Origin of the sequence: Cellulomonas oligotrophica (assembly GCF_013409875.1) — a bacterium.
Taxonomy (GTDB): Bacteria; Actinomycetota; Actinomycetes; order Actinomycetales; family Cellulomonadaceae; genus Cellulomonas; species Cellulomonas oligotrophica.
The window spans coordinates 1,050,736-1,071,871 of record NZ_JACCBK010000001.1; the positions used below are offsets into that span (position 1 = coordinate 1,050,736).

A 21,136-nucleotide genomic window follows, 5' to 3' on the forward strand; every position below is an offset into this window, starting at 1 on the left:
CGGGCCGTGGTCCGGGCCGGCGTCAGGCCGTCAGGTGCAGGCGGGACATGCGCCGCGTGTGCTCCGCGGTGAGCTCGTTGATGACGCGCGCCGGTGCCTGCGCCGGCACGTCGGCGACGGGCGCCGTCTGCGGGGCCAGCTCGTCGGCGGTGGCGCGGTCCACGGCGCGGGCGACGCCGGGGCGCTGCTGCACCACCCGCTGCACGACGTTGAGGGCCTCCCCCACCAGGCGCCGCCCCCACAGGGCGAGCCGGGACGTGAGGACCTCGTCGTCGGCGCACGCGCGGTCGAGCTCGCGGACCACGAGCTCGGCGTGCGAGGCGTCCTCGAGGAGCTCGGCGACGAGGTCGCGCGAGCGGGGGTCGAGGCCGCGCGAGGCGAGCCGGCAGAAGTCGTCGGCGACGCCGTAGCCGACGTAGGCCTTGAGCAGCCGCTCCCACCAGGTGCTCGAGGGCGTGCGGTCGTCGAACTCGTCGAGCACCTGGTCGAAGCGCGCGAGGGCCGCGACGGGGTCGCCGCCGAGCTCGTCGATGCGGGCCAGGACCCGGTCGCGCCGGCCCGTGCACGCGGCGGCGAACCGGCTCAGCGCGAGGGCCTGCTCGACGTCGGGGGCCTGCGCGGTGTCGGCGGCGAGCCGCACGAAGGCCCGGTGCTCGAGGGCGGCGACGAGGCCGAGGACCTCGACCGCGTCGGCGGCGTCCTGACCCGTGACCGGGGCGGTGCCCGGCCCGACGCCTGCCGGCGGCGTCCCGCCCGCCACGGTCGGCGGCACGGGTGCGGCGGGGTCGTCGGCGCGGGTCGTCATCGGGCGATCGTAACGCCGTGCCCCGCGCCGGCGGGGTGCCGCGGGCGGGTGACCGCGGCGCGCGGGCGCACCTCACCCGGGCCGCGACGGCCGTGTCGGTTACAGTGGCCGGTGTACACCCGTACATCGGTTTGCCCGGTCGTCTCGGTTGCCCCGGGTCGCAGGACACGTGTCCGCGACCTTCCCCGCACGACGCGGTGTCGCAGCGACGACGCTCGCGCGCGAGGACACTCCACGATCGGCTGCCGCCCGACCGCGTGGTGCCGCCCGTCGCTGCCCGATCCGACCCGCTCGGACGCCGGGCCGTGGCGCGAGCCGCCACCCTCGCAGTGAAGAGCCCCGTGTGACCACCGAGCAGTCCACCCTCCCTGGTGAGGGCACCCCTGACATCGACACCGTGACCACCTCCGCCGACGCCGTCCCCACCCCCGTACCGACGGGCGCGCGCCGCGCCTCGTCCGTGCAGGCCGTCGACGCGTCGTTCGCGGACTTCGAGGTCCGCCCCGAGATCGTCGAGGCCCTCGCCGCCGCGGGCATCTCGCACCCGTTCCCGATCCAGGCCATGACCCTGCCGGTCGCGCTGGCCGGCCACGACATCATCGGCCAGGCCAAGACGGGCACCGGCAAGACCCTCGGGTTCGGCGTCCCGCTGCTGCACCGGGTCGTCGCGCCCGGCGAGGACGGGTACGACCGGCTGCCCGAGCCGGGTCTGCCGCAGGCCCTCGTCGTCGTCCCGACGCGCGAGCTGGCCGTGCAGGTCGCCGGCGACCTGGCCATGGCGTCGCGCAAGCGGGCCGTGCGGATCGTGCAGGTCTACGGCGGGCGGGCGTACGAGCCGCAGATCGAGGCGCTGCAGCGCGGGGCCGACGTCGTCGTCGGCACCCCGGGCCGCATGATCGACCTGCTCAACCAGCGCCACCTCAAGCTGTCGCGCGCGACCGAGGTCGTGCTCGACGAGGCCGACGAGATGCTCGACCTGGGCTTCCTGCCCGACGTGGAGAAGCTGCTCGCCGCGACGCCGCCGACCCGCCACACGATGCTGTTCTCGGCGACCATGCCGGGCGCGATCGTCGCGATGGCCCGCCGCTACATGCGCCAGCCCACGCACATCCGGGCCGCCGAGCCCGACGACGAGGGCCAGACGGTCAAGAACATCCGTCAGGTCGTCTACCGCGCGCACGCCCTCGACAAGGTCGAGCTGCTCGCACGGATCCTCCAGGCCCGCGAGCGCGGCCTGACCATCGTCTTCACACGCACCAAGCGCACCGCGGCGAAGGTGGCGGACGACCTCGTCGAGCGCGGGTTCGCCGCCGGTGCGATCCACGGCGACCTCGGCCAGGGCGCGCGCGAGCAGGCGCTGCGCGCGTTCCGGCACGGCAAGGTCGACGTGCTGGTCGCCACGGACGTCGCGGCGCGCGGCATCGACGTCGAGGACGTCACGCACGTCATCAACTACCAGTGCCCCGAGGACGAGAAGACGTACCTGCACCGCACGGGCCGCACCGGCCGCGCGGGTGCGCAGGGCACCGCCGTGACGTTCGTCGACTGGGACGACATCCCGCGCTGGGGCCTGATCGACCGTGCGCTCGGCCTCGGCATCCCGGAGCCGGTGGAGACGTACTCCTCCTCGGAGCACGTGCGCACCGACCTCGACATCCCCGAGGGCACGACGGGCCGGCTGCCGAAGGCGCAGCGCACACGCGCCGGGCTGGGCGCCGAGACGCTCGAGGACGTCGGCGAGACGGGCAAGCGCAACGCACGCCCCGCGGGACGTGGCGAGGGCTCGCGCGGCGACGGCTCGCGCGGCGAGGGTCGCGGCGGGCGTGGTGCCGGTCGCGGGGAGAAGGACGAGCGGCAGGCGGCCCCGCGCCGCGAGGGCGAGGCGGGCACGGCCGAGGGCGAGGGCCGGTCGCGGCGCCGCCGTCGCGGCGGCCAGGACGGCGCGCCCGTCGAGGTCACGACCGACGCCCCGACCGGCACGGGCCCCGACGCCCCCGGGGACGCGACGACCGAGGGCTCCGGCGAGGGCGCGGCGCGCCGTCGCCGCCGTCGCCGGTCGCGCGGCGGTGCCGGTCAGGGCGACGCGGCGGCCGCTCCGGCCACGGGTGACGCCGAGGCGTGATCCGCACGTCCGCCTGATCCTCACGTGCACAGGGCCCCGGTCGACCGTCGTCGACCGGGGCCCTGCTGCGTCCGCGGTCAGCCGCGGGCGAAGGCGAGGACCGCGTCGGCGAGCAGCTGCACGGCGATCGCCGCGAGCAGCAGACCGGCGATGCGGCTGACGAGCAGCGTGCCGGAGTCCTTGAGGACCCGGTGGATCGCGTTGGCGAACCGCATCGACAGGTACAGGCAGATGTGCACGAGGACCACGCCGAGGGAGATGGCCACCCAGTCCGGCGGCTCGGTGGCCTGCTGGACGAAGACCATGGTGGCGACGATCGCGCCGGGGCCGGCGAGCAGCGGGGTGCCCAGCGGCACGAGGGCGACGTTGCCCTGCGTGCCCTCGAGTGCCTCGTTGTTGTCGAGCTTGCCGGTGAGCAGCTCCATGGCGACGAGCAGCAGGAGCAGGCCGCCGGCGCCCTGCAGCGCGGGCAGCGACACGTGCAGGTAGTTGAGCACCGACTGCCCGAACAGCGCGAAGCCGACGATGACGCCGAACGCGACGAGGATCGCCTGCCGTGCGGCGCGGGCGCGCTGCTGGCGGGTCATGGAGCTGGTCAGCGCGAGGAAGATCGGCACGGTCCCGGGCGGGTCCATGATCACGAACAGCGTCACGAACGCCGAGATGAACAGCTGCACGTCGAGCACGCTGCTCACGCGCCCACCACCTCCGTCGTCCCCTGGGCCACGATCGCGGCCAGCACCTGCGGGTCGGTGAGATTCTCCCCCAGCCGGTTGGGCTTGCCGTCACCGTGGTAGTCGCTGGAACCGGTGACCAGCAGGTCGAGGCGGGCGGCGATCGCGAGCAGGCGTTCGACCTGGGCAGGCGTGTGGTCGCGGTGGTGCACCTCGAGCCCGGCGAGCCCGGCCTCGGCGAGCTCGTCGAACACCGTGTCGGGCACGACGCGTCCGCGGACGTCGGCGCCGGGGTGGGCGAAGACGGGGACGCCGCCGGCGGCGCGGACCGCGGCGACCGCCGCGGCGGCCTCGGGGGCGTAGTGGTGCACGTGGTACGGCCCGCCGGACGCGAGCAGGTGTGTGAACGCGGCGCTGCGGTCGGGCACGACGCCGCGGGCGACGAGCGCGTCGGCGATGTGCGGGCGGCCGACGACGACGGCGTCGCGGGACTGGTCGAGGACGTCCTGCCAGGTGATCGGGACGTCGCGGGCGAGCAGCTCGACCATGCGCTCGGCGCGGTGCACGCGAGACTCGCGGGCGGCGTCGAGCTCGCGGGTCAGCACGGTCGCGGCGGGGTCCTGCAGGTAGCTGAGCACGTGCACGCTGATGCCGTGCGCCTTGGCGGAGACCTCCGTGCCGCGCACGAGCGCGATGCCCACCTCGGTCGCGGCGCGGGCCGCCTCGTCCCAGCCGGCCGTGGTGTCGTGGTCGGTGAGGGCGACCACGTCGAGGCCGGCGGCGCGGGCGTCGGCGACGACGCGCGCCGGGGCGTCGGTGCCGTCCGAGGCGTGCGAGTGGGTGTGGAGGTCGATGAGCACCGGCCCACGCTAGCGGCCCGCACGGGTGTCCCCGACGGTGCGAGACTGGGGCTGTGACCCAGGACGACGTGACCCCGCAGGACCCGGCCGCGGCCGACGAGACGCCCCTCGGCACGGACGGCCAGCCGCTGGCCGACCGGGGCGCGAACCGCTCGCAGCTGGGCCGCACGCAGAACTTCGTGGAGTACGTGACCTCCGGCTGGGGGCCGCGCACGAGCGCACCGGTGGAGCGCGCCGCGGTCGCGGACTTCACCGCCGCCCGGCGCAGCGCCCTGTCGGCGCACTTCCCCGGCGCGCGGCTGGTGGTGCCCGCCGGCACCTTCAAGGTCCGCTCGAACGACACCGACTACCGGTTCCGCCCGCACGCGGCGTTCGTGCACCTCACCGGGCTGGGCATGGAGCAGGAGCCCGACGCGGTGCTGGTGCTGCACCCGGTCGAGGACGGCACGGGCGACGACGGCAGCGCGCACACGGCGGTGCTGTACATGAGCCCGATGGCGGGGCGGGACACCCCGGAGTTCTTCTCCGACGCGCGGTACGGCGAGTTCTGGGTCGGTGCCCGGCCCACGCTGGAGGACGTCGCCACCAGCACGGGCATCCGCACCGCCCACCTGGACGACCTGCGCGACGCGCTCGCCAAGGACGTCGGCACCGGGGGTGTCGAGCTCCTCGTCGTGCGGGAGGCGGACCCGACCGTCGAGGCCGTCGTCGAGGAGATCCGCGCCACGGAGGAGGCCGGCGAGCGGGACGACCGCCTCGCCGAGGCGCTCTCGGAGCTGCGCCTGGTCAAGGACGCGTACGAGGTCGAGCAGATGCGCGAGGCCGTGACGACGACGATCGACGGGTTCGCCAAGGTCGTGCGTGCCCTTCCCGCGGCGCTGGCGCACCGGCGCGGGGAGCGGGTCGTCGAGGGCACGTTCCTCGGCCACGCCCGCCAGGAGGGCAACTACGTCGGCTACGAGACGATCGCCGCGGCCGGCGAGCACGCGACGACGCTGCACTGGACGGACAACGACGGCGCGGTGCGCCCCGGCCAGCTGCTGCTGCTGGACGCGGGCGTCGAGGTGGACTCCCTGTACACGGCCGACGTGACGCGGACCCTGCCGGTGGACGGGACGTTCACCGAGGTGCAGCGCCGCGTCTACCAGGCCGTGCTCGACGCGGCCGACGCCGGGTTCGCGGCCGCCGTGCCCGGCGCCCGGTTCCGGGACGTGCACGAGGCCGCGATGCAGGTGATCGCGGCCCGCCTGGAGGAGTGGGGGCTGCTGCCGGTGAGCGCGGCCGAGGCGCTGCTGCCGCAGAACCAGCACCACCGCCGCTGGATGGTGCACGGCACGAGCCACCACCTGGGCATCGACGTGCACGACTGCGCGCAGGCCCGGGCGCAGATGTACCTCGACGGCGTCCTCGAGCCGGGCATGGTGTTCACCATCGAGCCGGGCCTGTACTTCAAGGCCGACGACCTGCTGGTGCCCGAGGAGTACCGGGGCATCGGCGTGCGCATCGAGGACGACGTGCTGGTCACCGCCGACGGCAACGAGAACCTGTCGGCGGCGCTGCCCCGCGACCCCGACGCCGTCGAGGCGTGGATGGCGTCGCTGCGCGGCTGACCGACGAGCACCCCGGGCGGGTGCGCGCCGGGGCGGGTGCGCGCCCGCCCCGGCGTGACGGCTCAGGCCGGGGGGCGCGGCACGTCGTCGCCCGGGGTCAGACCGGGCTGCGGCGGGGCCGCGGGCGGGGCGGGCGGGGTCGCGGGGCGGGCCGGCCAGCCGTCGACGACGCCGCCGAGGCCGGACTCGACGAGCAGGGCCCGCGCGCGGTGCGCGTGCTCGGCCAGGCACAGCACCGAGTAGGACGTCGCGACGATCTGCGACGACGAGGCGAAGTCGCGCCGCCCCCGCGTCAGCGAGTAGGTGATGACGCTGAACAGCAGGCCGAACGCGCCGCCGAACAGCATCGCGGGCAGGATCACGCTCGCGGTGCCGGGCGAGGAGAACAGCGTGAGCAGCAGCCCGACGAAGAGGCCGAACCACGCCCCCGACGCGAACCCGCCGAGCGCGGCGCTCGGGTACGACAGCCGCCGCAGCACCCGCTCGACCATCTGGAGGTCCGTGCCGACGATGGTCACGGCACGCACCGGGAACGACTTCTCGGCGAGCAGCTCGACGGCCTTCTGCGCCTGCAGGTACGTGGGGTAGGTCGCGACGGTCTCCCCCTCGGGCAGGGTGGGGAGCGTCGGGATGCGGCTGGACCGGCTGAACGACATGCGCCGATCCTCCCTCACCCGCCCGTGCGCTGCCAGGGAGCAGGCCGGGAGGTCGCTGGAGGCCCGCGGTGCGGCGTTGACGTGAGGTGAGGCAAACCTCATGATGGGCGACGCCGGAGCGAGGTAGCCGCTGCGCCCCTCGACCGTGGCGCCCGCACCCGTACCCCGCGCAGGAGATGACGATGTCCGGCTTCAGCACGCGCCTGCTGCTCTCCTGCGCCGCGATCGGCGTCGCGGGCGGGATCCTCGGCATCCCGAACTACCACCTGTTCACGGCCCTGTCGGTGGCTGCACCGTTCCTCATGGGCCTGGCCGCGGGCCTGTACGTGCTGCCCGGGGTCGTCGCGCAGGCCGCGTTCCGCCGCCCCGGCGTCGGGTTCCTCACCACGATGCTCGCCGGTGTCGTCTCCGCGCCGTTCACCCCGACGGGCTTCGCCTCGGTCTACGGCTGGCTGTGGATCGCCGTGATCATGGAGCTGCCGTACGCCGTGACGCTCTACCGGTACTGGAAGGCGCCCGTCGCGTACGCCCTCGCGGTCGGTGCCGCGGGCCTCTACACGTGGATGTGGTGGACGTACTACGACATGGGCACGTACGCGGCGTGGGCGCAGGCCCTGCTGCCGTCCCTGCTGCTCGTCGGCCTGGTCGGGTCGACCTGGCTCGGCCGCCTGGTCGCCGCACGGCTGGCCGCGACCGGCGCGCTGCGCGGGCTGCGCCTGCCCGAGGACCGCCGCCGCCGCGCCGCCGGAGCAGCCGGGGACGCCGCGCGCACGGACCCGGCGGTCCCCGAGTCGCCCGTCGCGGACGCCCCCGCCCCCACCCCCACGGCGTGAGCGTCGAGCTGAGGGACGTCCGGATCCGGCACGAGGACCGCGACGCCTGGACGCCCGACGGGGTCACCGCCACGCTGCACCCCGGCGAGGTCGTGCTCGTCCTCGGCCCCAGCGGGTGCGGCAAGTCCACGCTGGCTCTCGCGCTGGACGGCCTGGTGCCGCACGCGGTGCCCGCCGAGATGACCGGCGAGGTCGTCGTCGACGGCGTGCCGACCACGGGCACGACCGTCCCGCGCCTGGCCGCGCACGTCGCGATGGTCTTCCAGGACCCGGACGCCCAGGTCGTCACGGGCACGGTGCTCGACGAGGTGTGCTTCGGACCGGAGAACCTGCAGGTGCCCGCCGAGGAGGTGCTGGCGCGCGCCGAGCAGGCCCTGCGGACCGTCGGGCTGTGGGAGCGGCGCGCCGACGCGCCCGACGTGCTCTCCGGCGGCGGCCGGCAGCGGCTGGCGGTCGCGTGCGCGCTGGCCCTGGGGTCGCCGGTGCTCGTCCTCGACGAGCCGACGGCCAACCTCGACCCCGTGGGCGTCGAGGAGCTGTACGCCGCGCTGCGCGCTGTCGTGGCCGACGGCACCCGTACCGTCGTGCTGGTCGAGCACGACCTCGACGCCGCCGTCGACCTGGTCGACCGGGTGCTCGTGCTGGACGCGTCGGGCCGCCTGGTGATGGACGGCCCGACCCGCGCGGTCCTGGCCGACCGCGCGGCCGAGCTCGTCGCGCTCGGGGTGTGGCTGCCCGTCGCGACCCTGGCCGCGCTGCGGCTGCGCGGCGCCGGCGTCGACCTGGCACCGCTGCCGCTGACGCCGGCGGCCCTGACCCGGGCGCTCGACGCGTGCCCGACGCTGCCCGACCCGGTCCCGGCGTCCACGGCCGTGCCCGCCGGGGCGACGGACGGCGGAGCAGGGTCCGACCTGGCGGTGCAGGTCCGCGGGCTGACGGTGCGCCGCGGCGGCAGCGCCGTCCTGCACGACGTCGACCTCGACGTGCCCACGGGCGCGCTGGCCGCGCTCGTGGGGGTCAACGGCGCGGGCAAGACGACGCTCGCGCAGGCGATCGGCGGGGTGGTGCGCCCGCCCCGCGGGACCGTCCGCACGGCGGGCCTCGACCCGGCCACGACCCGGGCGCGGGTGTGGGTCCGGCACGTGGGGTTCGTGTTCCAGAACCCCGAGCACCAGCTCGTGCGCGCGTCCGTGCACGACGAGCTCGCGCACGGGTTGCGCCTGCAGGGGGTCGACGCGCCGGAGGTCGGGCGCCGGGTCGACGAGCTGCTGGACCGCCTCGGCCTGGCCGCGGCGCGCGACGTGCACCCGTTCCTGCTCTCGGGCGGTCAGAAGCGCCGGCTGTCGGTCGGCACGGCGCTGGTCACGGGCGCCCGGGTGCTGGTGCTCGACGAGCCGACGTTCGGGCAGGACCGCGCCCGTGCCGCCGAGCTGCTCGACCTGCTGGACGACCTGGTCGCGCAGGGCACGACGGTGGTGGTCGTGACCCACGACCTGCAGCTCGTGGCCGACCACGCCACGCACGTCGCGGTGCTGCACGAGGGCCGGGTGAGCGCGGCCGGGACCGCGACCGACGTGCTCGCGGGCTCCGCGCTGGACGAGGCGGGCCTGCTCGCGCCGCCGCTCGCCCGGGCGACGCGCGCGCTCACGCGGCACCCGTCGTGGCACGCGGTCACCCGGCTCGCCGACGTCCCCGGCGGCGGCCTGCCCGACCGTGCTGCCGCCGCGCCGCCGTGGACGCGCCCGGTGCGCGAGCCGGCACCGGTGGCACGGTGAGCGCGACAGCCCCAGGCGTGGCCGCCGTGTGGGCGGCGGACGTCCGACCGGGGTGGCTGCGGCGCCACAACCCGCTGGCCACGCTCGCCGCGCCGCTGCCCGCGATGCTCGCGCTCGTCGTGGTCCACGACACGCGGGCGGCCCTGGTGCTGACGGCCGTGGCGGCGCTGCTGCTCGTGACCGGTGCGGGCCTGGGCCGGCGGGGGCTGCTCGCGCTCCTCGTCGCCGCCCCGCTGGGCACGCTGGTGCTGGGGGCGGCGCTGGGCCTGTGGGTGGCCGTGCCGGCCGACGGTCCGGGGCGCGTGCTGGCGCAGGTCGGCCCGCTGGAGTACACGTCGGCGGGCCTGGCCGCGGGGCTGGCGACCGCGGTGCGCCTGACGGCGGTCGCCGTGCTCGCGCTGGTCGGCGGTCTCACGTCGTCCGGGCCGGACCTGGCCCGGGCGATGCAGCAGCAGCTGCGGGTGCCGTACCGGGTGACGTGGACGATCCTCGCGGCGTTCCGGTTCGTGCCGCGGCTGGGGCACGAGGTCGCGGTGATCCGCGCGGCGCACCGGGTGCGCGGCGGCGACGAGGGCCCCGGTCCGGTCGCGGCCGTGCGCCGGTGGGTCGGGTGGTCGGTGCCGCTGCTGGCCGGGGCGCTGCGGCACGCCGAGCGCACGGCGTACGCCATGGACGCGCGCGGCTTCGGCGCGCACGCGACGCGCACCGAGCGCTACCGCGTGCCGTGGCGCGCGCGTGACACCGTCCTCGTGGTCGCGGGGTGGTCGCTGACCGCCGTCGTCCTGCTGGTGCCGTGACCGCCCGACGCCCGCCAGGCTGCCGGCACCCCGCGGCGGCACGTCCAGCCCGGCGACGCCCGGCACGGCCGCGCGCCGTCCCCGGGGGCCGCGGCTAGGCTGACGGCCGTGAGCAGCGTCGGGACCAGGGTGTTCGTCGCGCGCCTCGCCGGCACGAAGGTCTTCGACCCCCTGGGGGACGAGGTGGGGCGGGTGCGCGACGTCGTCGTGCTCGTGCGCCTCAAGGGCGCCCCGCGGGCCGTGGGCCTCGTCGTCGAGGTGCCCGGCCGGCGGCGGGTGTTCGTGCCGCTGACGCGCGTGACCGCGGTGGACGCGGGCCAGGTCATCTCGACCGGGCTGGTGAACATGCGCCGGTTCGAGCAGCGCGCCTCGGAGACGCTCGTGGTCGGCGAGCTGCTGGACCGCACGGTCGACCTGGTCGACGGCTCGGGCACGGCCACGGTCGAGGACGTCGCGATCGAGCTCCAGCGCAGCGGCGACTGGTACGTCACCAAGGTGTTCGTGCGCCGCACCGAGCACCGCGGCGGCCTGCTGCGCCGGCGCGGGGAGACGATGCTCGTGCCGATCGACCAGGTGCGCACGCTCGCGCGCGCGTCGGCCGCGCAGGGTGCGGAGCTGCTGCTCGCGCAGTACGAGGACCTCAAGCCCGCCGACCTGGCGGACGTGCTGCACGAGATGGGCGTGACCCGCCGCCTCGAGGTCGCCACGGCCCTCGACGACGAGCGGCTCGCCGACGTCCTCGAGGAGCTCCCCGAGGACGACCAGGTCGCCATCCTGCGCGCCATGGAGCTCACGCGCGCCGCCGACGTCCTGGAGGCCATGCAGCCCGACGACGCGGCCGACCTGCTGGGCGAGCTCCCGAGCGAGCAGGCGGCCGAGCTGCTGGAGCTCATGGAGCCCGACGAGGCCAAGGACGTGCGCCGGCTGCTGGCGTACGAGGACAACACGGCCGGCGGTCTGATGACCACCGAGCCGGTGATCCTGGGCCCGGAGACCACGATCGCGGCGGCGCTGGCGCACGTGCGCCGTCAGGACCTGACGCCGGCGCTCGCGTCGCTGGTCTTCGTCGCGCGCCCGCCGCTGGAGACGCCGACCGGCCGGTTCATCGGCGTGGTGCACCTGCAGCGCCTGCTGCGCGAGCCGCCGCACGGCTCGATCGGGCAGATCGTGGACACCGACATCGAGCCCGTCGCGGCCGACGCGCCGCTGATGACGGTGACGCGCGAGCTCGCGACGTACAACCTGCTGGCGCTGCCTGTGGTCGACGACCAGCGCCGCCTGCTGGGCGCGGTGTCGGTCGACGACGTGCTCGACCACCTGCTGCCCGACGACTGGCGCGAGACCGACGACGAGCCCGGGCCGTTCACGCGCCCGACGCCCGCGGTGACGGCCCGGGGGGTGCGCCGTGGCTGACCGTCTGGACACCCCGCGCGAGAGCCGCCGCCTGGTCCTGCCGCGCATCGAGGAGGACGCCTCGGGGCGGGTCTCGGAGTCGATCGCGCGGTTCCTCGGGACGCCTCGGTTCATCCTGTGGCTCACGGCCTTCTGCCTGGTCTGGATCGCGTGGAACGCCTGGGGGCCGGTGGACCTGCGGTTCGACAAGGCCGCCAACGGGTTCACCGCCCTGACGCTCATGCTGTCGCTGCAGGCGTCGTACGCCGCCCCGCTGATCCTGCTCGCGCAGAACCGGCAGACCGACCGCGACCGCGTGCAGGCCGAGCAGGACCGCCAGCGCGCCGAGCGCAACCTCGCCGACACGGAGTTCCTGGCCCGCGAGATGGCGTCGCTGCGCATCGCGCTGCAGGAGGTCGCGACGCGCGACTTCGTGCGCTCGGAGCTGCGCAACCTGCTCGAGGAGCTGCAGGCCGAGCAGGCCCAGGACGGCCCGGACGAGGACCGCGCGCCGCGCGGCAACGACCGGCTCGAGCCGGGCCGGCGCCCCGGAGACTGACCCGGCGACCGACCCGGCGGACGACCCGGCACCGGCCTGCTCGGGCGGGCACGACGCCGCGGGCGGTGCGTGGGGCGTCGGTCCCGTCGGGGTGGGCGCGGGGCCGACCTACGATGGCCGCATGCCGTCGCAGCCCGCAGACCCCCGCACGCCCGACGACGCGCTGGTGCAGGCCGTGCGCGCCGCGCTGGACGGCGTGCAGGACCCCGAGATCCGCCGCCCGGTCACCGAGCTGGGCATGGTGCGCTCGGTCGAGGCCGTGCCGGGTGCCGACGGCGCCGGTGCGCTCGTGGTCGTCGGGCTGGACCTGACGACGCCGGGCTGCCCGTTGAAGGAGACGCTGACGCGGGACGTGACGGCCGCGGTCGAGCGGGTCGAGGGCGTCGCGGGCGTCCGGGTCGACCTGGGCGTCATGACGGCGGAGCAGCGCTCGGCGCTGCGCACGATGCTGCGCGGCACGGACGCCGAGCCGCAGATCCCGTTCGCGCAGGCCGGTTCGCTGACCAAGGTCATCGCGGTCGCGTCGGGCAAGGGCGGTGTCGGCAAGTCGTCGGTGACGGCCAACCTGGCGGTCGCGATGGCGGCGCAGGGCCTGCGGGTGGGCGTGGTCGACGCCGACATCTACGGGTTCTCGCTGCCGCGGATGCTGGGCGTGGACCGGCCGCCGACGAAGGTCGACGACATGCTGCTGCCTCCCGTGGCGCACGACGTGAAGGTCGTCTCAATCGGCATGTTCGTGCCCGCGGGGCAGCCGGTGGTGTGGCGCGGCCCGATGCTGCACCGCGCGCTGCAGCAGTTCCTGGCCGACGTGTTCTGGGGCGACCTGGACGTGCTGCTGCTGGACCTTCCCCCGGGGACCGGGGACATCGCGATCTCGGTGGCGCAGCTGCTGCCGGGGTCGGAGATCGTCGTGGTGACGACCCCGCAGCCCGCGGCGGCGGAGGTCGCCGAGCGGGCGGGGGCGGTGGCGGTGCAGACGCGCCAGCGCGTGGTCGGGGTGATCGAGAACATGGCGTGGCTGGAGCAGGCCGACGGCTCGCACCTGGAGCTGTTCGGCGCGGGCGGCGGCGCGTCGGTCGCGGCGAGCCTGACCCGGCTCACGGGCGCGGACGTGCCGCTGCTCGGCCAGGTGCCGATCGACGTGACGTTGCGCGAGGCGGGCGACGCCGGCGTGCCGGTGGTGCTGTCGCACCCGGGCTCCCCCGCGGCGCAGGCGCTGACGGAGGTGGCGCGGCGCCTGGCGGCCCGGCCGCGGAACCTGGCGGGACGGTCGCTGGGGCTCTCCCCCGCCGGGCGCTGACCAGCCGGCCGCGCCGGGGGCGGGGCAGAGCGGCGTCACCCGGCCCGCGTGTTGGATCGTGTTCGGACATGTGGGATGCTGTTCGACATGCTCGCGACGCAGCGCCAGGAGCGCATCCTGGCCGAGGTCCTCGCGCACGGCGCCGTGCGCGTGGCCGACCTCGTCGAGGCGCTCGACGTCTCGGACATGACCGTCCGGCGCGACATCGCCGAGCTCGCCCGGGCCGGCCTCGTGCGCCGCGTGCACGGCGGCGCCGTCGCCCCCGAGAGCCCGTCGCGCGCGACCGAGGAGCCCGGTTTCGAGGCCAAGCGCACCTGGTCGAGCGCCGAGAAGACGGCCGTCGCCCGGGCCGCCCTGGCCGACGTGGAGCCCGGTCAGTCGATCGTGCTGTCGGCCGGCACGACGACGTGGCTGCTGGCCCAGCTGATCGTCGCCGACCCCGCGCTGCGGCCGCTGACCGTGGTGACCAACGGCCTGCACGTCGCCGACGCGCTGCACGGCCAGCGTGACCTCGAGGTCGTCCTCACCGGCGGCACCCGGACCCCGTCCGACGCGCTCGTCGGGCCCGTCGCCGACGCCACCCTCGGCGCGCTGCGCGTCGACCGGGCGTTCCTCGGCGTGCACGGGCTCGACGTCGACGGTGCGACCGCCCCGAACCTCGCCGAGGCCGCGACCGACCGCGCGCTCGTGCGGTGCGCGGCCGCCACCACCGTCCTGACCGACCACACCAAGTGGGGCACGGTCGGGCTGGCCCGCATCTGCGGGCTCGACGAGATCGACACGATCGTCGTCGACACCGGGATCTCGCGCGACGCGCGGACCCACCTCGAGGCGGCCGTGGACCGACTGGTCCTCGCCGACCCTGCCGACGGCACCACGCCCGCCGGCGTCCGCACCACCCCCACCGGAGCGAACCCGTGACCGACAGCAACCCCCTCGTGCGCCGCACGTCGACCCGCCTGGCCGACGGCCGCGAGCTCATCTACTTCGACGACTCCGAGCCGTACGTCTCGGGCGCCGCGACCCGCCGCCTCGACGACCCGCGCCCCCTGCCGGACCGGTTCGCCCCCGTCGCCGGCCCCGACGGCACGACGCTGCCCGTCACCGGCCCCGAGCTGCGCCGCGACCCGCTCACCGGCGAGTGGATCCCGATGGCCGCGCACCGCATGAACCGCACCTTCCTGCCGCCGGCGGACGCCAACCCGCTGGCCCCGGCCCGGCCCGGCGCCACGTACCAGGACGGGGAGATCCCCGACACCGACTACGACGTCGTCGTGTTCGAGAACCGGTTCCCGTCGCTCATGGCCGTGCCGGGCGTCGACGACGCCGTCGAGCTGGTCGACGGCGAGGAGCTGTGGGTGCGCCGCCCGGCCGCGGGCCGCTGCGAGGTCATCTGCTTCTCCTCCGACCCCACGGCCTCGCTGTCCAGCGTCTCGCCGCGCCGCATGCGCACGATCGTCGAGGCGTGGGCCGACCGCACGGCCGCGCTGCACGCCATGCCCGGCATCGAGCAGGTCTTCGCGTTCGAGAACCGCGGCAAGGAGATCGGCGTCACGCTGCACCACCCGCACGGCCAGATCTACGCGTTCCCGTACGTCACGCCGCGCACGCGGTCGATGCTCACGCAGGCCGCCGCGCACCACGAGGCGACGGGCCGCCTGCTCGGCCGCGACGTGCTGGACGCCGAGCTCGCCCACGGGCAGCGCGTGGTGCTGGAGTCCGAGCACTGGGTCGCCTACGTGCCGTACGCGGCGCGCTGGCCCGTCGAGGTGCACCTGGCCCCGCGACGCGACGTCCCCGACCTGCCGGCGCTGACCGACGCCGAGCGCGCCGACCTGGCCACGACCTACCTGACGCTGCTGCGCCGCCTCGACCAGTTCTTCGTCGACGGCGACGGCGCGTCGATCCCGCTGCCGTACATCTCCGGCTGGCACCAGGCACCGGTGCGCGAGGGCCGCGAGGTCTCCCGCCTGCACCTGCAGATCTTCTCGGTGCTGCGCGCGCCGGGGAAGCTCAAGTACCTGGCCGGCGTGGAGTCGGGCATGGCCGCGTGGATCTCGGACACCACGCCCGAGCGCATCGCGAACCGCCTCAAGGAGATCGTGTGAGCGCCGCCGGCACCCCCACGGACCCCACCACCGCACCGGAGAGCACCACCATGAGCGTCGACGTCACCTGGACCCCCGCGTGGGACCGCACCGAGGGCGAGGAGCGCGCCCGCGCCCTGTTCGCCTCGGTGTACGGCACCGCGCCCGCCGGCGTGTGGTCCGCGCCCGGGCGCGTCAACCTCATCGGCGAGCACACCGACTACAACGGCGGCCTCGCGCTGCCCATCGCGCTGCCCCACCGCACGTACGCGGCGGTCTCCCGGCGCGACGACGACGTCGTCCGTCTCGTGTCCGCCCAGGAGCCGACCGGGGTGCGCGAGGTCCGCCTCGCCGACGCCGTGCCGGGCGCCGTGACGGGCTGGGCCGCGTACGTCGTGGGCGTCGCGTGGGCCCTGCGCGAGGCCGGGCACGCGGTCGGCGGGTTCGACCTCGCCATCGACTCGTGCGTGCCGTTCGGCGCCGGGCTGTCGTCGTCGGCGGCGCTCGAGGCGTCCGTCGCGGTGGCGCTCGACGCCCTGCACGACCTCGGCCTGGCCGGCACCGTCGACGCCGCGGGAGCGGCCACCGACGACGCGGGCCGCTCGACGCTGGCGCAGGTGTGCGTGCGCGCCGAGAACGAGATGGCGGGGGCGCCGACGGGCGGCATGGACCAGGCCGCGTCGCTGCGGGCCCGCGCCGGGCACGCGCTGCTGCTGGACTGCCTCGACGGCAGCGTGCAGCACGTGCCGTTCGACCTGGCGGCGCACGGCCTCGCCCTGCTCGTCGTCGACACCCGTGCCGAGCACTCCCACGTCAGCGGGGAGTACGCCCAGCGGCGCGCGTCCTGCGAGGAGGCGGCGCGCCGCCTCGGCGTGGGCACGCTGCGCGAGGTCGCGGACGACCCGCAGGCCGCGGCACGCGCCCTGGCGGCCCTGGCCGCGGGCGAGGACGGCGACCTGCTCGTGCGGCGCGTGCGGCACGTCGTGGACGAGATCGCCCGCGTCGGGGAGTTCGTCACGCACCTGGGCACCGGCGACGTCACGGGTGTGGGCCCGGCCATGGACGCGTCGCACGACTCGCTGCGCGACGACTACGAGGTCTCGTGCCGCGAGCTCGACCTCGCCGTCGACACCGCCCGGGCGTCCGGCGCGCACGGCGCCCGCATGACCGGCGGCGGGTTCGGCGGCTCGGCGATCGCGCTGGTCGACGCCGGGGCGGTCGAGGGTGTGGCCCAGGCCGTGGCCGACGCGTTCGCGGCCGCGGGCCTGCACGCCCCCGCGTTCGCCGTCGCGGTCGCGGGACCGCCCGCCGGCTGACCCCACCACCACGGGTGCCGCAGGGGCGGTGCGCACGTCGTCGGGACGCGCGCACCGCCCCTGCGGCGTCTGCACCTCCCTGGGGACGCGCGAAGACGGCGTCCGCACGGGGGCGACGCGACGTCACAGCAGGACCCGGTCCTGTCATGCGCCGGGACGACCCGACGCCCGAAAGTCCCCCCGCGGCGCCGGTCGAGCAGGTAGCGTCCGACGGGCACGGTGGCGCCGAGGTCCTCCCTCCGGCCTGGAACGTCAGGTCCGACCGAGACCGCCGGTCCGGGCACACCTTCGTCGTGTCTCGTCACTAGGAGCACCCCACCCGTGGTACGTCGCTACGTCTTCCCTGCCCTGCGCATCCTCATCTGGGCCGTGATCGCCGCCGCCCTCGTCAAGCTCGCCTTCGCCGGCGCGGACGTCACGACCGAGGAGACCGGGATCGTCCCGACCGGTCAGGTCGTCGAGCCCGTCGTCGAGGCCACCACCGGCACGGTCACGAACAACGTCAAGGTCACCGCGTCGGTCGTCGCCGACCCGTCGGTGCCGGTGCGGGCCACGCTCGCCGGGACGGTCAGCGAGGTCCTCGTCGCCGACGGGCAGCACGTCGACGCCGGCACGGTCCTGCTCAAGGTCCGCAAGGAGACCCCGCGCGACCCCATCGAGACCACCGACCCCGAGACCGGCGAGGTCACCGTCACCGAGCGGTGGCCCCTCGTCGAGATCGCCGAGGTCAAGGCACCCGTGGCGGGCACGCTCGCGCTGCCCACGCTGAAGGACCAGGAGGTGTCCGTCGGCGACACCGTCGGGCAGGTCGCCCCGGGCAGCCTCTCCGTGAGCGGCACCCTCACGCCCGACCAGCAGTACCGGCTCATCGGCGCCCCCGCCGAGGCGGAGGTCACCCTCAAGGGCGGCCCGGCGCCGTTCACGTGCACCGGGCTGCGCATCGGCGCGGCCGCCACCGACGGCGAGCAGGACCTCGAGCAGGTCGCCGACCCGTCCGCGTCGACGTCGGGCACCGTCACGTGCGCCGTGCCCGGCGACGTCACGGCGTTCGCGGGCCTCGGCGCCGACATCGAGATCGTCAACGGCACCGCCAAGGACGCCGTCGTCGTGCCGGTGACGTCCGTCCAGGGCACCGTGCAGAAGGGCAACGTGTGGGTCGTCGCCGCCGAGGGCGAGGAGCCCGAGGAGCGCGAGGTCCGGCTCGGCCTGACCGACGGCGAGGTCGTCGAGATCACCAAGGGCCTGAAGGTCGGCGAGCTCGTCCTGGAGTTCATCCCGGTGCCCGGCGCCGGCGAGGTCGACTGCGCCGACCCGAACCAGTACGACCCGATGGTCTGCGGCGCATGAGCCTCCTCGAGCTCACCGACGTCACGCGCTCCGTCCGGCTGCCCGACGACCGTCTGCTGGAGATCCTGCGGGGCGTGACCCTCGCCGTCGACGCGGGCGAGCACGTGGCCGTCGTCGGGCGCTCCGGCACCGGCAAGTCCACGCTGCTCAACATCCTCGGGCTGCTCGACGCGCCGACGTCCGGCACGTACGTGCTCGACGGCAACCCGGTCGCGAAGCTGTCGAACCGCCGCCGCACCCGTGTGCGCGGCGACGACTTCGGCTTCGTCTTCCAGCAGTTCAACCTGCTGCCCGGCCGCACGGCCCTGGAGAACGTCGCGGCACCGCTCATGTACGCCCGCGGCCGGCAGTTCTGGCAGCGCACGCGCCTGGCCACCGCGATGCTCACGCGCGTGGGGCTCGGCGACCGCCTCGACACCATGCCCGAGAAGCTCTCGGGCGGCGAGCAGCAGCGCGTCGCCGTCGCCCGCGCCCTCGTGCGCGGCCCACGCGTGATCCTCGCGGACGAGCCGACCGGGGCCCTCGACGTGGAGACGGGCCAGGAGATCATGGACCTGCTCGACGACGTCGCGTCCGAGACCGGTGCGGCGCTGGTGACCATCACGCACGACCTCGCAGTGGCCGCGCGCGCCCAGCGCCACTACCGCCTCACCGAGGGTGTCCTCGTGCCCGTCGACCTCGGCGGTCACGGGCGGCAGGCGGACTGGGTCGGCGACGTGCCGACCCTGCTGCCCGCCCGGCACGCGCTGCTGCCCGCGGGACCGTCCCCGCACCGGTCGGCCTCGTCCCTTCCCGTGCCCGGGGTGCCCGAGCTGGGCCCCTCCGTGCCGGCGGAGGCGGACCGGTGAGCGGGGTCGTCGGCGCTGTCGTCGAGGCCTGGGACGAGCTGCGGATCCACAAGCTGCGGGTGCTGCTCGCGCTGATCGGCGTCGCGGCGGCCGTCACCGCCATCACCGGCATCACCGCGGCCGTGCAGATGCTCGAGCAGGGCTTCGTCGAGCAGAGCGAGCGGTTCAACGGCCGGCCCGTGACCGTCTCGGTGGACGCCTGGCCGATGACCGAGCAGGCCGCGGACGCGTCCGCGCTGGACGCGGAGTTCGTCCGCACCCTCGAGCGGTACGACATCACGTGGGCCAGCCGCGACCTGTGGACCACGGTGCCGATCCGGTTCCCCGACGGGACCGCCGGGGTCTCGACCCGCGCCGTCGACGTGCCCCTGGCCACCATGCAGCGCATCGAGGTGTCCGAGGGCCGGTGGTTCGCCGAGGCCGACGCCGAGGCGCTCGCCCCGACGCTGGTCGTCAACGAGGCCTTCCTCGCCCGGCTCGGCGTCGCGGACCTCACGACGCACCCGACGGTGCTGCTGGGCGACGAGGACCCCGTGCGCACGGCCGTCGTCGGCGTCGTGCCGGACGCGTGGGACAACGCCGACCCGGAGGCGTTCGTGCTCTACGACCAGCTCACGCGCTGGTACGACACGGACGCGAGCGCCGGGTACGGCATGGCCGCACCGACGATGCGGCTGTGGGTGCCGCCGGAGATCGTCGACGAGCTCGTCCCCCGCCTGCAGAGCGACATGGCCGCCGCGGTCCCCGGCTGGGACGTCATGGCCTCGGACAACCGCGACCAGTCGACGGGGCTGCTCGACGGTGCGACGACCTGGGTGGTCATCGGCGTCGGCGCCTTCGCGCTGCTGCTGGGCGGGCTCGGGCTGGTGAACATCTCGCTCGTGACGGTCAAGCACCGGATCCGCGAGATCGGCATCCGCCGCTCGTTCGGCGCCACGTCGTCGCGGGTGTTCTTCGGGGTGCTCATGGAGTCGGTGGTCGCGACGACCGTCGCCGGCCTCGTCGGCGTGGTCATCGCCGTGGCGGTCGTGAAGAACATCCCCGTCGACGCGGTGTTCGGCGGGGGCATCCAGGACATGCCGCCGTTCCCGCTGACCGCTGCCCTCGTCGGCATGGCGTGCGCGACGGGTGTGGGCGCCGTCGCCGGGCTGCTGCCCGCGGTCGTGGCGGTGCGCGTCAAGGTGATCGACGCGATCCGGTACTGACCCGGGCACGTCCGTGCGCCGCCCGCCGAGGTCGTCCCCGGCGGGCGGCGCACGTCACAGGTCGTACTCGACCACCACGGGGGCGTGGTCGCTGAACCGCGCGTCGTACGTCGCCGCCCGGTCCACGGACGCCGACCGCGCCAGGTCCGCGAGCGCGGGCGTCGCGACCTGGTAGTCGATCCGCCAGCCGGAGTCGTTGTCGAACGCCTGCCCCCGCCACGACCACCAGGTGTAGGGCCCCGGGCCGGGGCCGCCGAGCTCGCGGCCGAGGTCGCGCCAGCCGAGCTCGTCGAACCACCGGTCCAGGTAGGCCCGCTCCTGCGGCAGGAAGCCGGCCTTCTTCACGTTGCCCTTCCAGTTCTTGATGTCGACCTCGCGGTGGGCGATGTTCAGGTCGCCGCCGACCACGACGAGCCGCCCCTCGCCCGCGAGGGCCTCCAGGCGTGCGGTGACGTGGTCGAGGAAGGCGTACTTCTCGTCCATCGACGGCGTCCCGGCCGTGCCGGAGTGCAGGTACGCGGAGACGACGGTGACGGTCCGCGCGGGGCGGTCGCCCTCGGCGGCGAGCTCGACGTCGGCCTCGACCCAGCGTCCGCTGTCGGTGGCCGTGCCGGTGCCCAGGCCGATCCGCACGGCGGACATCGGCAGGCGGGTGGCGATCGCGACCCCGGCCCGCCCCTTGGCCTGCGCGGCCTCATGGGCGAGGTGCCAGGTGGTGGTGTCGAGGTGGTCGGCGAGGATCTCGTCGGACCCGCGGACCTCCTGCAGCAGCAGGACGTCGGGCTTGCGCAGGTCGAGCCACTCCCCCATGCCTCGGCGGTAGGCGGCCCGGATCCCGTTGACGTTGACGGTGGCGACGGTCAGCACCGGGCCATCCTGCCCGAGGGCTCCGACATCGACGGACCACGCCCGCGTCCGCCCGCGGGGCCGCGCGCCGAGACGCGGCCCCG

19 protein-coding genes are annotated in these 21,136 nt (G+C 75.6%); 14 read left to right on the forward strand and 5 right to left on the reverse strand.

The window, feature by feature from the left end:
• Positions 1 to 22: 22 nt before the first annotated feature.
• Positions 23 to 805 (reverse strand): ferritin-like fold-containing protein, encoded by a 783-nt coding sequence (locus tag BKA21_RS04565; protein ID WP_140460781.1) that lies wholly within the window; start codon positions 803 to 805, stop codon positions 23 to 25.
• Positions 806 to 1,148: 343 nt separating this feature from the next.
• Between BKA21_RS04565 and BKA21_RS04570 the strand changes: the two genes are divergently transcribed.
• Complete coding sequence (locus BKA21_RS04570; RefSeq protein ID WP_140460782.1) at positions 1,149 to 2,927, forward strand: DEAD/DEAH box helicase; 1,779 nt, start codon at positions 1,149 to 1,151, stop codon at positions 2,925 to 2,927.
• A gap of 77 nt (positions 2,928 to 3,004) precedes the next feature.
• Here BKA21_RS04570 and BKA21_RS04575 read toward each other — a convergent pair whose 3' ends face one another.
• Both BKA21_RS04575 and BKA21_RS04580 read right to left on the reverse strand, forming a co-directional pair.
• The gene (locus BKA21_RS04575; RefSeq protein WP_140460783.1) at positions 3,005 to 3,622 is read right to left on the reverse strand and encodes a MarC family protein; all 618 of its coding nucleotides are present in this window, start codon (positions 3,620 to 3,622) and stop codon (positions 3,005 to 3,007) included.
• Positions 3,619 to 4,461 carry a PHP domain-containing protein gene (locus BKA21_RS04580; RefSeq protein ID WP_140460784.1) on the reverse strand — a complete coding sequence of 281 codons (843 nt, stop codon included), beginning with the start codon at positions 4,459 to 4,461 and terminating at the stop codon, positions 3,619 to 3,621. The genes BKA21_RS04575 and BKA21_RS04580 overlap by 4 nt, the downstream gene beginning before the upstream one ends.
• A 68-nt stretch (positions 4,462 to 4,529) precedes the next feature.
• Here BKA21_RS04580 and BKA21_RS04585 point away from each other — a divergent pair, with 68 nt between their 5' ends.
• On the forward strand, positions 4,530 to 6,071 hold the full coding sequence (locus BKA21_RS04585) for an aminopeptidase P family protein (protein WP_140460830.1): 1,542 nt from the start codon (positions 4,530 to 4,532) through the stop codon (positions 6,069 to 6,071).
• Between the two features lie 62 nt (positions 6,072 to 6,133).
• Here the strand turns inward: BKA21_RS04585 and BKA21_RS04590 are convergent, their stop codons facing one another.
• Complete coding sequence (locus BKA21_RS04590) at positions 6,134 to 6,727, reverse strand: YflT domain-containing protein (RefSeq protein ID WP_140460785.1); 594 nt, start codon at positions 6,725 to 6,727, stop codon at positions 6,134 to 6,136.
• A gap of 182 nt (positions 6,728 to 6,909) precedes the next feature.
• Between BKA21_RS04590 and BKA21_RS04595 the strand changes: the two genes are divergently transcribed.
• From BKA21_RS04595 to BKA21_RS04650, 12 genes are all read left to right on the forward strand, one after another.
• A complete protein-coding gene (locus BKA21_RS04595) occupies positions 6,910 to 7,560 on the forward strand; it encodes an ECF transporter S component (protein ID WP_170209137.1) in 651 nt (216 codons plus the stop codon).
• The gene (locus BKA21_RS04600; RefSeq protein WP_140460787.1) at positions 7,557 to 9,335 is read left to right on the forward strand and encodes an ABC transporter ATP-binding protein; all 1,779 of its coding nucleotides are present in this window, start codon (positions 7,557 to 7,559) and stop codon (positions 9,333 to 9,335) included. The genes BKA21_RS04595 and BKA21_RS04600 overlap by 4 nt, the downstream gene beginning before the upstream one ends.
• Positions 9,332 to 10,132 (forward strand): energy-coupling factor transporter transmembrane component T family protein, encoded by an 801-nt coding sequence (locus BKA21_RS04605; RefSeq protein WP_239072912.1) that lies wholly within the window; start codon positions 9,332 to 9,334, stop codon positions 10,130 to 10,132. The genes BKA21_RS04600 and BKA21_RS04605 overlap by 4 nt, the downstream gene beginning before the upstream one ends.
• Before the next feature lie 108 nt (positions 10,133 to 10,240).
• Entirely contained in the window at positions 10,241 to 11,545 is a 1,305-nt protein-coding gene (locus BKA21_RS04610; protein WP_140460788.1) for a magnesium transporter MgtE N-terminal domain-containing protein, read from the forward strand.
• A complete protein-coding gene (locus tag BKA21_RS04615) occupies positions 11,538 to 12,083 on the forward strand; it encodes a DUF1003 domain-containing protein (protein WP_140460789.1) in 546 nt (181 codons plus the stop codon). The genes BKA21_RS04610 and BKA21_RS04615 overlap by 8 nt, the downstream gene beginning before the upstream one ends.
• 121 nt (positions 12,084 to 12,204) lie before the next feature.
• The gene (locus BKA21_RS04620) at positions 12,205 to 13,383 is read left to right on the forward strand and encodes an Mrp/NBP35 family ATP-binding protein (RefSeq protein ID WP_140460790.1); all 1,179 of its coding nucleotides are present in this window, start codon (positions 12,205 to 12,207) and stop codon (positions 13,381 to 13,383) included.
• A gap of 87 nt (positions 13,384 to 13,470) precedes the next feature.
• The gene (locus BKA21_RS04625) at positions 13,471 to 14,304 is read left to right on the forward strand and encodes a DeoR/GlpR family DNA-binding transcription regulator (RefSeq protein WP_140460791.1); all 834 of its coding nucleotides are present in this window, start codon (positions 13,471 to 13,473) and stop codon (positions 14,302 to 14,304) included.
• Positions 14,301 to 15,491 (forward strand): galactose-1-phosphate uridylyltransferase, encoded by a 1,191-nt coding sequence (gene galT, locus BKA21_RS04630; protein ID WP_140460792.1) that lies wholly within the window; start codon positions 14,301 to 14,303, stop codon positions 15,489 to 15,491. Before BKA21_RS04625 ends, galT begins: the two co-directional genes overlap by 4 nt.
• 50 nt (positions 15,492 to 15,541) lie before the next feature.
• Positions 15,542 to 16,786: a galactokinase gene (galK, locus tag BKA21_RS04635; protein WP_140460832.1), complete on the forward strand. Its 1,245-nt coding sequence runs from the start codon at positions 15,542 to 15,544 to the stop codon at positions 16,784 to 16,786.
• Positions 16,787 to 17,107: 321 nt separating this feature from the next.
• On the forward strand, positions 17,108 to 18,133 hold the full coding sequence (locus BKA21_RS04640; protein WP_140460793.1) for a permuted SH3 domain-containing protein: 1,026 nt from the start codon (positions 17,108 to 17,110) through the stop codon (positions 18,131 to 18,133).
• Complete coding sequence (locus BKA21_RS04645; RefSeq protein WP_140460794.1) at positions 18,130 to 18,981, forward strand: ABC transporter ATP-binding protein; 852 nt, start codon at positions 18,130 to 18,132, stop codon at positions 18,979 to 18,981. Before BKA21_RS04640 ends, BKA21_RS04645 begins: the two co-directional genes overlap by 4 nt.
• Positions 18,978 to 20,186: an ABC transporter permease gene (locus tag BKA21_RS04650; RefSeq protein WP_140460795.1), complete on the forward strand. Its 1,209-nt coding sequence runs from the start codon at positions 18,978 to 18,980 to the stop codon at positions 20,184 to 20,186. The genes BKA21_RS04645 and BKA21_RS04650 overlap by 4 nt, the downstream gene beginning before the upstream one ends.
• Before the next feature lie 54 nt (positions 20,187 to 20,240).
• Here the strand turns inward: BKA21_RS04650 and BKA21_RS04655 are convergent, their stop codons facing one another.
• Complete coding sequence (locus BKA21_RS04655) at positions 20,241 to 21,053, reverse strand: exodeoxyribonuclease III (RefSeq protein ID WP_140460796.1); 813 nt, start codon at positions 21,051 to 21,053, stop codon at positions 20,241 to 20,243.
• Positions 21,054 to 21,136: the final 83 nt, after the last annotated feature.